General features: G+C 52.2%; 14 protein-coding genes. 3 read left to right on the top strand and 11 right to left on the bottom strand.

Features of this window, described 5'->3' with window-relative positions:
- Positions 1 to 28 precede the first annotated feature (28 nt).
- From ACJJIB_RS17190 to zapE, 8 genes are all read right to left on the bottom strand, one after another.
- Entirely contained in the window at positions 29 to 1,129 is a 1,101-nt protein-coding gene (locus ACJJIB_RS17190) for a GGDEF domain-containing protein (protein WP_444886956.1), read from the bottom strand.
- Between the two features lie 245 nt (positions 1,130 to 1,374).
- Positions 1,375 to 1,770 carry a ClpXP protease specificity-enhancing factor gene (locus ACJJIB_RS17195; RefSeq protein WP_252086012.1) on the bottom strand — a complete coding sequence of 132 codons (396 nt, stop codon included), beginning with the start codon at positions 1,768 to 1,770 and terminating at the stop codon, positions 1,375 to 1,377.
- Between the two features lie 25 nt (positions 1,771 to 1,795).
- Positions 1,796 to 2,422 carry a glutathione S-transferase N-terminal domain-containing protein gene (locus tag ACJJIB_RS17200; protein WP_252082981.1) on the bottom strand — a complete coding sequence of 209 codons (627 nt, stop codon included), beginning with the start codon at positions 2,420 to 2,422 and terminating at the stop codon, positions 1,796 to 1,798.
- Between the two features lie 104 nt (positions 2,423 to 2,526).
- Positions 2,527 to 4,728, bottom strand: a complete 2,202-nt coding sequence (locus ACJJIB_RS17205; protein WP_444884042.1) for a ubiquinol-cytochrome c reductase — start codon at positions 4,726 to 4,728, stop codon at positions 2,527 to 2,529.
- Positions 4,725 to 5,324 carry a ubiquinol-cytochrome c reductase iron-sulfur subunit gene (gene petA / locus ACJJIB_RS17210; protein WP_444884041.1) on the bottom strand — a complete coding sequence of 200 codons (600 nt, stop codon included), beginning with the start codon at positions 5,322 to 5,324 and terminating at the stop codon, positions 4,725 to 4,727. The genes ACJJIB_RS17205 and petA overlap by 4 nt, the downstream gene beginning before the upstream one ends.
- A 301-nt stretch (positions 5,325 to 5,625) precedes the next feature.
- Positions 5,626 to 6,018: a 30S ribosomal protein S9 gene (gene rpsI, locus ACJJIB_RS17215; RefSeq protein ID WP_252082984.1), complete on the bottom strand. Its 393-nt coding sequence runs from the start codon at positions 6,016 to 6,018 to the stop codon at positions 5,626 to 5,628.
- 15 nt (positions 6,019 to 6,033) lie between these two features.
- On the bottom strand, positions 6,034 to 6,462 hold the full coding sequence (gene rplM / locus ACJJIB_RS17220) for a 50S ribosomal protein L13 (RefSeq protein WP_152454552.1): 429 nt from the start codon (positions 6,460 to 6,462) through the stop codon (positions 6,034 to 6,036).
- A 127-nt stretch (positions 6,463 to 6,589) separates the two neighbouring features.
- Positions 6,590 to 7,714 carry a cell division protein ZapE gene (gene zapE, locus ACJJIB_RS17225; RefSeq protein WP_444886957.1) on the bottom strand — a complete coding sequence of 375 codons (1,125 nt, stop codon included), beginning with the start codon at positions 7,712 to 7,714 and terminating at the stop codon, positions 6,590 to 6,592.
- 357 nt (positions 7,715 to 8,071) lie between these two features.
- On the opposite strand from zapE, the gene ACJJIB_RS17230 reads away from it, so the two are divergent.
- Positions 8,072 to 8,512 (top strand): Z-ring associated ZapG family protein, encoded by a 441-nt coding sequence (locus ACJJIB_RS17230; protein WP_444886958.1) that lies wholly within the window; start codon positions 8,072 to 8,074, stop codon positions 8,510 to 8,512.
- Between the two features lie 91 nt (positions 8,513 to 8,603).
- Here ACJJIB_RS17230 and sat read toward each other — a convergent pair whose 3' ends face one another.
- Positions 8,604 to 9,794, bottom strand: a complete 1,191-nt coding sequence (sat, locus tag ACJJIB_RS17235; RefSeq protein WP_444884039.1) for a sulfate adenylyltransferase — start codon at positions 9,792 to 9,794, stop codon at positions 8,604 to 8,606.
- Between the two features lie 606 nt (positions 9,795 to 10,400).
- On the opposite strand from sat, the gene ACJJIB_RS17240 reads away from it, so the two are divergent.
- Both ACJJIB_RS17240 and ACJJIB_RS17245 read left to right on the top strand, forming a co-directional pair.
- The gene (locus tag ACJJIB_RS17240; RefSeq protein WP_444886959.1) at positions 10,401 to 11,543 is read left to right on the top strand and encodes a S1C family serine protease; all 1,143 of its coding nucleotides are present in this window, start codon (positions 10,401 to 10,403) and stop codon (positions 11,541 to 11,543) included.
- 27 nt (positions 11,544 to 11,570) lie between these two features.
- Positions 11,571 to 12,005, top strand: a complete 435-nt coding sequence (locus tag ACJJIB_RS17245; protein ID WP_444886960.1) for a nuclear transport factor 2 family protein — start codon at positions 11,571 to 11,573, stop codon at positions 12,003 to 12,005.
- Between the two features lie 24 nt (positions 12,006 to 12,029).
- Here ACJJIB_RS17245 and ACJJIB_RS17250 read toward each other — a convergent pair whose 3' ends face one another.
- Together ACJJIB_RS17250 and hisD are read right to left on the bottom strand one after the other, a co-directional pair.
- On the bottom strand, positions 12,030 to 13,193 hold the full coding sequence (locus ACJJIB_RS17250; protein ID WP_444886961.1) for a hypothetical protein: 1,164 nt from the start codon (positions 13,191 to 13,193) through the stop codon (positions 12,030 to 12,032).
- A gap of 41 nt (positions 13,194 to 13,234) precedes the next feature.
- Entirely contained in the window at positions 13,235 to 14,542 is a 1,308-nt protein-coding gene (gene hisD / locus ACJJIB_RS17255; RefSeq protein WP_444886962.1) for a histidinol dehydrogenase, read from the bottom strand.
- Between the last annotated feature and the right edge of the window lie 8 nt (positions 14,543 to 14,550).

Consider the following 14,550-nt stretch of genomic DNA (forward strand, 5'->3'; position numbering starts at 1 on the left):
CGCCACTTTCAAATCAGGTTGATTTATATCAATGGTGGATACTCATGCGATTTCGACCACTGCGTTTAGCTTTATAAAGTGCCTGGTCCGCAGCTTTTAGAATCTCCTCAGCCCTTCTCAATCTCCTGCTTTTCTGGGCAAGGCCGATACTAACGGTTACCTTGACTTGCTGGCCCGTACGGTTCTCAGAACGCCAAAATTTATTCCCAGAGCTACGTTTTCCTGAGCGCAGATGCATAGGGTAAGAGGCAATTTTCTCCCGCATAAATTCCAGCTGTTTCTCTGCCGCTTCCCGGTCACGCCCCGGTATCAGCAACACAAATTCCTCACCACCGTAGCGAAATAATTGCCCCGGTGCATATCTGGCAATTTGGGTAGCCACCATCCGCAATACCTGATCTCCAAGCTGATGCCCAAAGCGGTCGTTCAGCTTTTTAAAATGATCGATATCAATCATCGCAATGCAATAGTGCCACCCCGGTGTAAGCATTTGATAGCGAAACGCCCTCCGAGACTTAACCCCGGTCAGTTCATCGCGAAAAGCCAACTCATAACTACTCCCAAGCAACGAAGTTAGAAGAAGTAAGCCCGCTACAGACATCAGAGGAACCAAGGGCATACCACTCCAAACCCCATAAAGCATAAGCAGGTTGCAACTTAGCAACCCCATGGCTGTTGGTCCTGGGTAAAGGATCAATAGAGCGAATGCCCCCATTGAAGCCGCCATACAGGCCAAAAGTGGTAGTGGGGAGGTGAACGATTCAAAGGCTAACGACCAAGCCGGCAAGTGTGGCAACGAGAACTGCTGCAACAGTGGACCAAAGTTCTGCTGCACCCAAAAGAGTCCCATCCCCTGCCCAAGAAGCGCCAATAGCCAGACACCCCCCAAATAGCCCCAGATACTACGATCGCGGCTACAACTAAATAGCATCAGATTGAGAGCTATCAATCCCAGGTAAATGGGTAGGTCCTGCTCCCACCCCAATAACCAGTCCAGGCGAGTCGCCCCATAGAAAGCCATCAGCAGCAATGCAGCCAAACCAACCCGGCTGGAGTGGTAAAAAAAGCTGAGTAGAAGCGCCCCTACCAACAGGAGAAATGGCAGCTGGGCATTGTGCAGAAAGGCCAAATCAAGCCACGGTAAGTATTGGACAAGCGGTAAACCCAGAAGTAGCCCAGGTATCCAGCTAAAACGCAGCCACTGCAAATACGACGGCATGGTGATGAATAGGAACTAAAAAATAACAGGCAATTTTACGCAACTAGCAAGCGCGTATTCTCAGAAGTAACTCACAGAAATAGCGAGGAGCGAAAATAAGCTAGAGTAAAAACAACAAAGGGGGCAAAATCGCCCCCTTCGAAATCCTGATGCGATTACTTCACCACCCTTAAAGAGGGCTTTTTCACCGACTTTTTGCCTAAACTGGTAGGCGGTGTCGGCTCCGGCGGTTCCGGGGTCTCTTCAGGCTCGAACACCATGCCCTGCCCATTTTCACGGGCATAGATACCGATAACCGCCCCTACCGGGACTTGTATATCGGTAGGCACGCCACCAAAACGCGCATTAAATCTGATCGCATAGTTATCCATGGTCAGGCCAACCACAGCACTTTCCGAGACATTCAGCACAATCTGGCCGTCGTCGTTAACATGCTGTTGAGGCACCAAGACTCCAGACAAATGGGTATCCACCAGAATATAGGGAGTGCACCGGTTATCGGTTATCCACTCATAGAACGCCCGTAAAATGTAAGGGCGATTGGATGTCATAGCCGGCTTACTCACAAAAGTGTCCTCAACGCATTTCCCGTTCGTACTCAGTCAGGCTCTGCTGGAAGGCTTCGCGAGCAAATAGGCGATCCATATAATCCAGTAACGGCTTAACCTGCTTGGTTTTAGGCAAACTGACTTCAAACTGCTCAAGACGCCACAGCAGCGGGGCCATGCAGCAATCCACCAGAGAGAACTCTTCATTAAAGAAATAGGGCAACTCGGTAAACATCGGCGCAATACCAACGAAGCTATCGCGCAGCTCTTTACGCGCAGAAGCTACATCTTTGCCGCCGGCCAAGATTTTATCTACCAGCGGGCACCAGTCACGCTCGATGCGGTGCATAATCTGGCGGCTCTGTGCACGGGCAACCGGATACACAGGCAGCAACGGCGGATGCGGGAAACGTTCGTCCAGATATTCCATCATCACCTTGGTTTCGAACAATACTAAATCGCGATCTACCAGGGTGGGCAAAGAATTATAGGGGTTGAGGTCAGCGAGCTCGGCTGGTTTATCATCGGGATCAACATCAATGATGTCGACGGAAACTCCCTTTTCTGCAAGCACAATGCGCACGCGGTGGCTGTAGTGACTGCGACCATCGGAAAAGAAGGTCATCGAGGAGCGCTTGTTGGTAGGCACACCCATGTTCAATCTACCTCAAACTAGTTGGTCGGCGAGCGCCAACCTTTTCAAAATATAAAAGGGTGGCGGAGCAACTCCACCACCCATCAAAGAGAAACCGGCGAAACTTAGTGGTGTATGTCTTTCCAGTACTCGCGGTTCAACAGCCAGGCGAAGATAAAGAATACAAAAATAAACGCCAGCACGTAGAAACCAATGCGCTTGCGATCTTCAGCCATAGGCTCGGCAATGTACTCCATAAAGTTAACCAAGTCATACATAGCCTGGTCGAACTCTTCAGGATTCATGGAACCCTTCACACTACCGACTTTCAGGCTGCCACAATCGGCATCCATAATGGGGTTGCCCAACTCATCGCGCACAATCTTGCCGTGGTCGCGCTTAGGACCCGGGGCACATTCCGGCAAACCCTGCAGCTCCATCAAAACATGGGGCATAGCGACACTGGGGAATACCAGGTTGTTCACACCGGTAGCCCGGCTGTCATCCTTGTAGAAACTGCGGAGATAAGTGTAGAGCCATTCTGGGGAGCGGGAGCGGGCCACCAGCGTCAGGTCCGGAGGTGTGGCACCGAACCACACCTTGGAGTCATCCGGACGCATGGAGATCTCCATCAGATTACCAATCTTATCGTTGCCCAGAACCAGGTTCTGCATCATCAACTCGTTGGGGATATCCAGATCGGTGGCAACGCGCTCCCAGCGGGAGTAGTTGGCACTGTGACAACCCATGCAGTAGTTGACGAAGTACTTGGCACCGCGCTGCAGAGACGGCTTGTCCTGTAGGTCGATATTGATGTGGTCCAGCTCAACACTGGACTCGGCACCTACCGCCTTAATCGGGATAAGGGTCAGCAGTCCGACAACCACGATACCAATAAACAGGATACCGAAAGTCTTGGCGCCAGACGGGCTGGTTACACGCTCAGGCTCCGGATATACGTCATCGCGGTTAGTAATCCACGGCAGAGCGGCAAAGAAGCCAGCCAGTAGAAGGGTTACCACAGCCATGAAAGTATTCACAGAGAGATTGGCAACGGCCATCCACAGGAACAGCACACCGAAGCCGATGCTTACAACCCAGGAACCAATCCCTTTTTTACTCTTCGGATTCGTCCAGACCGGCATGGTCAGAAAGAAGGCGAAGTAGAACAGAGTCGCCACCTGAGACAGGAAGTTGCGTTCAGGGGTCGGAGATTTAACACCAAGATAACCGAGGATAATAAATACCGCAGCGAACACCAGCAGTAATGCCTTGGGCAACCAGCCTTTGTAGCGGATGGAACGCACCGGGCTCTTATCCAGCCAGGGCAGCACAAACAGCACCGCAATAGCAGCACCCATAGCAACAGTACCGAGGAACTTAGCCGGCAGAGGGCCAATATCCATAGTTACTGCGCGCAAAACTGCATAGAAGGGTGTGAAGTACCAAACCGGGGCAATATGTGGCGGTGTCTTCAGCGGGTTTGCCTCTTCGAAGTTAGCGTACTCCAGGAAGAAGCCACCCATCTCCGGGAAGAAGAACACCACGGTTGCGAAGATAAACAGGAATACCGCAATACCCACCAGGTCGTGAACCGAGTAGTAAGGGTGGAAAGGCACGCCGTCTTTAGGAATACCGTTCTCGTCTTTGTTCTTCTTGATCTCGATACCGTCTGGGTTGTTAGAGCCCACTTCGTGCAGCGCAAGAATGTGCAATACCACCAACAATACCAGCACCAACGGCAACGCAATGACGTGCAGAGAGAAGAATCGGGTCAGAGTAATACCTGAAATCAGGTAGTCACCACGAATCCACTCCACCAGGGTGTCACCGATGCCGGGTATCGCACCAAACAGGGATACGATCACCTGGGCACCCCAGTAGGACATCTGACCCCAGGGCAGTACGTAACCCATAAAGGCTTCGGCCATTAGCACCAGGTAGATACACATACCGAAGATCCACACCAGCTCGCGGGGCGGCTTATAAGAGCCGTACATCAGACCGCGGAACATATGCAGATACACCACCACGAAGAAGGCAGACGCACCTGTCGAGTGGAGATAGCGTATCAACCAGCCCCACTCCACATCGCGCATGATGTATTCAACGGAGGCAAAGGCGCCCTCGGCAGAGGGGTTAAAACTCATTACCAGCCAAATACCGGTCAACAACTGGTTGACCAGTACGAGCAGGGAGAATACGCCGAAGAAGTACCAGAGGTTAAAGTTTTTGGGCGCATAATACTTGCCCATATGCTTATCCCAGGCCTGGTAGATCGGCAAACGCTGATCAACCCAGTCACCGAAATTTGCTAGCCATTTCATGCAGCGCCCTCCTGGTCTACACCAATCACGATTACAGCATCGCTCTCATAGGAATAAGGCGGAACCTCCAGATTGGTAGGTGCCGGAACACCGGCGTATACACGGCCAGCCATATCGTATTTAGAACCGTGGCAGGGACAGAAGAAACCGCCCATCCATTCGTCACCACCCAGGTCGGCAGCACCGACTTCAGGGCGGTACATAGGCGCACAGCCCAGGTGAGTACACAGACCAACCAGAACCAACAACTTCGGCTTGATAGAGCGGTTTTCCGGGTTTACATAAGCCGGCTGGATAGACTCTTCGGAATTGGGGTCTCGCAATAGCGGCTCCACCTTTTCCAGGTCCTGTAAAATCTCGTCAGTACGACGGACCACATATACCGGCTTGCCGCGCCACTCAACGGTGACCATCTGACCCGGCTCAAGTTTGCTAATGTTGTACTTAACCGGAGCGCCCGCAGCTTTCGCCTTGGCACTCGGCTTCCAGGAAGCGACGAAAGGCACGGCCACCCCAACCGCACCCGCACCGCCAACTACAGAGGTAGCAGCGGTTAAAAAACGGCGCCGTCCTACATTTACACCGTCATCACTCATGACGTAGTTCTCCCATCACAGCGATCCCGGACAGACCGGAAATGCGCTGGCCCAAACCCAAAAAGTCTTGAAAGAAGTCCCGCTCCGGCAGATTGCCCGCGCGAATAAACCCCACAAATCAAGCGGATACAAATCCGCGCAATGTTAAAGAAAATGCCATTTTGATACAAGGCAAAGACCTGGGGAACGTCTGGAATTGCGCGGTGAAATTGCGAGAAATTGAACAATTCCCAAATGGGTATTCAAAGTCACAACTACCGGATAGAAAAAAGCCCGGCAATTGCCGGGCCCAAAAGAAAGCTTAACGCTTGGAGAATTGCGGCTTCTTACGCGCTTTGCGCAGACCCACTTTCTTACGCTCAACCTCACGGGCGTCGCGGGTAACAAAACCAGCGGCGCGCAGCGGTTGACGCAGCTCCTCATCGTACTGCATCAGGGCGCGGGTCAGGCCGTGACGGATTGCACCCGCCTGACCAAAGGAACCACCACCTTTTACAGTTGCGATGATATCGAATTTCTCGACCATGTCTACTTTTTCCAGCGGCTGACGCACGATCATGCGAGCCACCTGGCGGCCAAAGTATTCGTCCAGGTCGCGACCATTTACGCTGATCTTTCCTTCACCGGGCACGATAAATACACGAGCAGTGGAGGTCTTGCGGCGGCCGGTACCGTAGTATTGAGTAGTTGCCATCAGATTTCTTCCCGTTTAGATCGCCAGTTCAATCGGCTGTTGTGCCGCGTGAGGATGTTCACTACCGCCGTATACTTTCAGCTTCTTGAACATGGCGCGACCCAGAGGACCCTTCGGCAGCATGCCTTTAACGGCGCTTTGAATGGTACGCTCGGGCGCTTTCTCGATCAGCTTTTCAAAGCTGATGGACTTGAGACCACCGGGATAGCCGGAGTGGCTGTGGTAGATCTTGTCTTTGGCCTTATTGCCGGTCACGCGAACCTTCTCGGCATTGATCACAATAATGTAATCGCCAGTGTCCACGTGGGGCGTGTATTCAGGCTTGTGCTTGCCACGCAGGCGGTGGGCGATCTCGGCAGAAATACGGCCGAGGGTCTTGTCCGCAGCGTCAACAATGTACCAGTCGCGTTTTACCGCTTCTGGCTTGGCACTGTATGTCTTCATGTTATAAACACCTGTAATATGACCCCCTGGTTTTAGGGGCCGTCCCACAAAAGAGCGCGGATAGTACAAAAGGAGTGCTCGCTTTTCAAGCGATTTCTGGGGCGCCCACCCTTCTCGGCAAGCGAGGCTATTCCGGGCGATGCGCCCTCTCCAGGTACTCCCTGGACTGCATTTCCAATAACCGGCTGACCGTGCGCTCAAACTCAAAACGCAGGTGCTGCCCTCCATATAATTCTTCGGCCAGTACCTCTGCAGAGATCACCAACTTGACGCAGCGATCGTAGAATTCATCCACCAAATTGATAAAGCGGCGCGCCTGGGCATCCATGCGCTCATCAAACTTCGGTACCGCCGCCAACAGCACTGTATGAAATTCCCGCGCCAACTCTATATAGTCATTTTGTGAGCGAGGACCATCGCACAGATCTGCAAAATTGAACCAGGCAACATCATCTGCCACCTTCAGTGCGCGGATAGGACGCCCCTCAACCTGCAAGTCGACATCACTGCGCACCTCACAACCATCCACGATCAGACGGGAGAAACTGTTGGACAGGTTTTCGTCTGCCGCTCTGTCGAGTGGAGCATGGTATAGCTCCAGTAACTCCAGGGTGCGCAGCCGGTAGTCGGTGCCACCATCGACATTCACCACCTTGGTGTGTTGCTGAAGGAGTTCTATAGCTGGCAGAAAACGGGCTCGCTGCAGACCATCTTTATAGAGCCCTTCCGGCACGATATTAGAGGTGGCCACTAGAGCCACCCCACGGCGGAACAAGGCATCCAAAAGGCCCGCCAGGATCATAGCGTCAGCGATATCTGAGACAAAGAACTCATCAAAACAGAGCACACGCGCTCTTCGCGCAATCTTGTCGGCTACCTTTTCCAGCGGGTTTTTCTCCCCGGCATACTCCTTCAGATCCTGGTGAACCTGGCGCATAAACCTGTGGAAATGGGTGCGCTGCTTCTGCTCAAACGGCAGGGACTCATAAAAGGCATCCATCAGATAGGTTTTACCGCGCCCCACCCCACCCCAGAAGTAGAGCCCGCGCTCAGGCCCAACATCGGCGCCGCGCAAACGTGAGACTAGCCCGGCAAGAAACCCTCGCTCAGCCCTTGCCACCAGGCGCAGATGCAGATTTTGCAGCTCCTGAACCGCTGCCCTCTGGGACGAGTCCTCCAAAAATTCAGGGCGCTGTAGGTCATTCTCATAGCGCTCAAGAGGGGAAAGTAAGAGAGGTTTGGCGGGCAACATAGATGAAAATTTCTTCAACAGCTAAATCACAGGCGCGCACTCTACCAAATTCACCACAAAGCCGCCTAGGCGACAAAGGTACAACATCGGCGAACCCAGCCAAGCCCTACCCGCGTCCGATTCGCCAGCCTATACCGGCAATTCGGAACTGGCGGTAAATTGGCGTGTCGCAAATAACTAACAACCTTAATTGTCAGATTAATAATCGCGTATACTGGGCCCGCTAACATTGGGCGACAGCCACTTAACGTTGACCATCCAGGGCCTCAGACAGTATCGCGGTCCAAATAACCGCCATCCATAATCATGCACCAGGGATCGCCAGTGCCATATAAGAGCAAGTTCGGGAGGTAGGAAGTGCACTCTACATCGATATTAATTTTAGTTGGCATTCTCGGAATGACGCTGGGTGCTTTTTTAGCCTACCTGGCGATTCGCGGGCGCTCCAGTATTGACCGCACCCAAGAGCTGGAACAGCGCCTGCGAGAGGCCAATAGCAAGCTCGAGGATTTCCAGCTACAGGTCAATGAACACTTTGACCAAACTTCTCAGCTGGTTCACAACCTGACCGAAAGTTACAAAGACGTTCACGAGTATCTATCCAATAGCGCTTTACGCCTCTCCAACCAGGATATAGGCCGACAAATGCTTGAAGCCGGTAGCGGCAAACTGAAAGAAGACGACAAGCAACTTCAAGAGATGGAACCACCGAAAGACTGGGCACCAAAAGAGCCCGGCGCCAAAGGCACCCTCGATGAAGATTATGGCCTGGAGAAAGAGGCCCACGCAGGCAGCTAACAAGTAACAAGAACCCAATAAGCTCTATTTTTCGCAACGGTGTAAAATCGAAAAAGGCGGGATATCCCGCCTTTTTCATTAAGTTGTAAACTTACAGACTCTGATAATAATCCATCAGGATCTGCGCCACTTCCGGGCGGGAGAACTCCGGAGGCGGCGCAATGCCATCCCCCAGCATTTCACGTACCTTGGTTCCAGACAGCAGAATAAAGTCTTCCTTAGTGTGATCTGGTACATCACGCATCATCACAACTTTATTGAGCTTCTTTGAGTAGGCCGTGTGATCGGCTCGGAAGATTTCGATTTCCAAAGCACCCTCAGGTACCTTCTCATCGAAAATAGTCTGCGCATCGAAGGCACCGTAGTAATCTCCAACACCAGCGTGATCTCGACCTACAATCAGGTGGCTACAACCACAGTTCTGGCGGAACAACGCGTGCAGCACAGCTTCGCGAGGACCAGCATAGAGCATGTCAAAACCGTAACCGGTCACCATTACGGTATTAGCAGGGAAGTAGAGCTCGACCATCTTGCGAATCGAGGCATCGCGTACCGGCGCAGGGATATCACCGGGCTTCAACTGCCCCAGTAACATATGAATCAGGACACCATCCGCTTCTACCGCTTCGAGAGCCATCTTACACAGCTCTTCATGGGCGCGATGCATAGGATTGCGGGTTTGGAAGGCCACCACTTTGCTCCAACCACGCTCGGCAAATTCATTGCGAATTTCTACCGCTGTGCGGAAGGTATCCGGGAAGTCGTTGATAAAATAACTAAAGTTCAGTACTTCGATAGGGCCAGAAATTAACTGACGACCAGCGGATTTAAAGGTGGCAACACCGGGATGCTTATCATCCAGGGTGCCAAAGACCTGCTCGGCCATCGCATCCATCTGCTCATCGGATACGGTTTCAATCGATTCCACATCCATGATCGCCAGCACCGGGTTACCCTCAACATTCGGGTCCCGCAAGGCGATTCGAGATGCCCCCTCAATAGCACTGGTGTCTTCAACAACATTCAACACCGGCACAGGCCAAAAGAGGCCGTCGACTGTGCGCAAGGTGGCAGCAACACTCAGCGCATCGGCCAAGTTCATATAACCGTGTAAGGGGTTGAAATAGCCCGCTCCCAGCATGACTGCGTTGGCGGCAGCGGCAGAGCTAACCACAATAGAGGGCAACGACTCCGCCTCATGCATCAGCTGGTGATGCCGCTCGCTGTCATAAACAAAGCGAGGCTGCAGCTCAACACTGCCGTGGGGACGAACTAAGGACATTTTGGTCTCCAAATACAAAATTTGCCGGTTAGTCAATTATCGGCTGGCCATTATACGCATCTATAAAGGCTGACCAATGTCAAACCTATACAGAGTGGGGGAGTATAGCTCCCCCTATAGCCCACCAAACAACAATACTGCTCTAAGAAATTGATGCTCTACCAAAACACAATTTTTAAAAGATGGTACATATATTCGAAGTAAAGGCTGGGGGTAATCTAGCCAGGAAATAAACACTGGGAAAATATCCCCGAATATCTGTTTGGGGCTGTCAACATCAATAGGGCATAGATATAAGAACTGGGACGAGAAAGGTCAGCTTACCCCCCCCCGATCAAGCTCAATAAGCCTTCTGGGGACCACAAGGTAACTATAAACACTGGCAAGCATATGAATGGACTGCCTTGAAGGCTTCTAAACAGAAGTCATTGATGCTGATCTTTTGAATACCCCCACTAACGCACCCTCAATAGTCACTAGGGGGATAGAAAACTCCTCGCAGAACCCCTAACTCACCTTGAACTAACCACTGAAACAGCAGCAAGGCTGTACTCGGCGAATCCCCAGCGAGAGGTGTGTATAATCAGCGCAAATGAGGAGTCTCGAGTGTCCCAAAATCGCTTTTTACAGGATTGGGCCCTGCCTGCCCTGATAGGTTTGGCTATGGCCGCACTACTATTGGTCATATTTCCGCAGTTACGCGGCACAAACCCCACACCTCCCCAGGAGGATTGGCAGGGGCCGGTTTCCTATGCCCAGGCAGTCAATATGGCCGGTCCCGCTGTAGTTAACATTTATACCCGCATGGCACTACCACAGCGGCAACACCCATTATTTAATGACCCCCTTTTTCGCCGTTTGTTCGACAATATGAATGTCCCACAGAGGGAACGCATGCAGTCGAACCTCGGTTCTGGGGTTATTGTCAGTGACAACGGCTATATTCTCACCAACCACCATGTGGTCGACCAGGCAGACGCTATTGTCATTCTGCTCGCCGATGGCCGCGAGGCACAGGCTCGCATGGTCGGTAGCGATGCCGACTTTGACTTGGCCGTTTTGAAAATCGAACTCGACAACCTAACTTCTATCTCAGTTGGTGAGCCCGAATCCGCTCAAGTAGGCGATGTAGTTCTGGCTATTGGCAACCCTTTTGGGGTTGGCCAGACGGTCACCCAAGGCATCATTAGCGCCAAGGGACGCCACTTGGAAAACTCCGGCACCGGAAGCCACCTACAGAATTTCTTGCAAACTGACGCTGCCGTGAACCCGGGTAACTCCGGCGGCGCATTGGTGGACTCCCGCGGGCGCCTGCTCGGTATTAACACTTCTATTCTCAACCAGTCCGGCTACTCCGGCGGGATCAGCTTCGCCATTCCCGCCAATATCGCTTTTAAAGTAATGCAGGACATTATTGCTTACGGCCGCGTTGTACCCGGCTGGCTAGGCATCGAAGCCAGCGCAATCAGCCCACAGATGGCTAAGGAATTCAATCTCCTCTCCACCGGTGGCGTCATGATTACTGCCATCTACAATGAGAGCCCAGCTCATAACGCCGGACTCAAACCTGGAGATGTGATCACCCATATCGATGGACTCCCCATTGGCGACGGAAAGCAAGGTGAGGCCACCATGGCAACCCTGCGTCCTGGAGACACCATCTCCATTACCTTTACTCGAGAGGGGCAGTCTCATACCGTGGAAGCTACCGTGTCAGTCAAACCAGATACAACAACCCCTGTGGAATAGCCTGCCGGGGAACAAGGAAGACAACCTATGCGCACAATCATCCTTTCCATCCTCGCGACTCTTGTTGCCGGGCAATGCTGGGCCGATGACAAAGAGGAACTCCAAAAACTACTACATTATTTTATCGATAATGCTGCCAGCAGTGCCGAGGCCCATCAGCGCTTTTGGGCTGATGACCTTGTCTATACCAGCTCCGCAGGAAAACGATTTGGCAAAGCAAAAATCATGCAGGGCATGGAGACAGCTGGCGATGAGCCAATAACAGTGAACTACGCCGCAGAGGATATCGATATTCGCCTACTTGGAGATACGGCAGTAGTAGCTTTCAAATTAGTCGCCAACGATAGTGTCAAAGGAAAGAAAAACTATTATTTAAATACAGGCACTTTTGTGAAACGCCAGGGAGACTGGTTTGTAATCGCCTGGCAGGCAACCCAAATTCCCAGAGAAGGAAGCCAGTAGAAATAGGATATTGCGTGGGCCAGGCTAGTCCCCGGCCCGCCTTTCCCGCCAATTCTCGCGAACATTAGCCATAAATCGGGATTCACTGGGTACATTCGCCTGGGCAATTAGCCCCCTAGCAAAAGTCTCTACCTCCTCCCTGCTTCTCCCCTCTCCGGAAAAAGAAGCTCGCACCTTAATAAATTTATCCTTGCGTACAAATAAATAGGTATGGGTATCAAAGCGCTCCCCATCTGCGGCGAGGAAATAACCGGAAAGCCTGGTCACGGGCATGTCCTGCCCCTGTACACGCCATATTTCTGAAGCCTCCTCGCTGAGATCCAACACCTGCCACTGAGCCTCCCTCTCCACCAGCTCAAGTTCCTCGCGAACCCTATCCAGCTCCTCAACCTGCGCCTGCTTCAGATCTCCCCACTCCCAATTGGGGATTGGGTAGACAAAAACATCTACAGAGTCGAACTGAAACTGACGGTGCACGTAGCGCGTTTGAGCCCCAAATAACGGGTGGCTAGCAAGCACAAGGGGGTTGCTCACATACTCACCGACAGACTCCGGCAAATTCAGAGCCGAGTGGTAGTCACTCGCTCCAATGGATTGATAGAGATACTCCGGAGCCATAACCCTATCTTCCTGCAGTAAAGCTATCAGCTCCCCTGCTACCACTTTGGCTAAATCTCGCTTTGCGGCAAGCGGAGAAGTAAATAGGCTTATTGTTGTTGTGAACGGAAACTCTAATTGATATCGCTTCAAGGGTAGGCCGTGCCAAGTCAGGATTGCATCGATATGGATATCCTGCGTGGTACGCATAGGAGCCAACATCAAAGTGGCACCTGCTATAACCGCCTCGCCGATATCCTCTATCCCCTCCTCAGAATAACCGGCAGAAGTTATCAGTAATTGGTAAGGAATATCGTCGTTACCAGAGTGCACAGAACTAAAGGCTGTGGAGGCTTCCAGCTGCCCCAATAGTTCCGTGTAGTCCACTACACCATACTGACAATATTTGAGCAGAGAACTTTCGGAATAGTCGTTACAGCGCCGTTCAAAATCCTCACCAGGCATCTTGGCGAATAGGGATAGGGCGGGAAGGCTCTGCTCAAACCCTGAATATTTTTCAACGCTATATTCATCAGTCGTCGCACAACCAACCAGGCTAAGGGCGGCTAAACACAGAAGTAATTTACGCATGATGTGCCTTACTGGTGCCAGTTACCGCGATAAGGTATTCGTTATTTCTTGATCCGAAAGGCGGCAGAGCGAGCATGGGCTTCCAACCCTTCACCACAAGCGAGGGTGGCAGCTACACGACCAAGCTGATCGGCACCTTGTGGGGAACAATAAATAATCGAACTGCGTTTCTGAAAATCGTAAACACCCAGGGGTGAGGAGAATCTCGCGGTACCACTGGTAGGCAGCACATGGTTGGGCCCCGCGCAATAGTCCCCCAGAGCTTCTGCAGTATAGCGGCCCAGGAAAATCGCACCGGCATGGCGAATTTGCGGCAACAAAGGTTCAGGATCAGCCACAGAAACTTCCAGGTGTTCGGGAGCAATACGATTAGAGATTTTTATTGCCTGCTCAAGAGAGTCCACCAGAATCAGAGCACCGCGATCCATTAGTGACTTGGCTGCTATTGTTGCGCGAGGCAACTCCGCCAGCAGCCGCTCAAGGGATGACTCCACCGCATCGAGAAATTCTGCGTCAGGGCAGAGTAGAATCGCCTGCGCCTGCTCATCGTGTTCGGCCTGGGACAGCAGATCCATCGCGATCCAATCTGGATCGGTGGCCCCATCACAAATAACGAGTATTTCCGAGGGCCCGGCGATCATGTCTATTGCCACATGGCCAAAGACCGCGCGTTTGGCACTAGCCACAAAGATATTACCGGGGCCAACGATCTTATCTACCGAGGCAATCGTTTCGGTGCCATAAGCCAGTGCGGCCACCGCCTGTGCACCACCAATAGTGAATACTTGATCCACTTCGGCAATCGCTGCCGCGGCCAGAACCAAATCACTGATCTCGCCCTCGGGAGCCGGAACCACCATAACCACTGAATCCACGCCAGCAACCTTAGCCGGAATAGCATTCATTAATACCGAGGAAGGGTAACTGGCTTTACCCCCAGGTACATAAATGCCAACACGCTCCATTGGAGTAATCTGCTGACCCAGTACTGTGCCGTCTGCCTCGGTATAGCGCCAGGAGCCCTGCTTTTGGTATTCATGGTATTCACGTACGCGCCGGGCGGAGACTTCAAGGGCCTCACGCTCCTCGACTCCAATACGGGCAAGAGCCTCAGTCAGCGCTTGTGAAGTTAAACAAAAGTCTTCTGCTCCAGTAAGATTACGGCGATCAAAACGGTTGGTATATTCAATAACCGCAGCATCCCCTCGACTGCGCACCTGCTGCAGAATTTCTGCAACTGTCTCCTCGACCTGTTTATTAGCCACCGCCTCCCAAGCGAGCAACTGCTTTAATTGCCCATCAAAATCTGTGTCAGCGGCACTTAGCCGACCAATAAACTTGCGAGTCATAACGTATA

The organism is Microbulbifer mixtoriginis (SeqCode), from assembly GCF_052467705.1.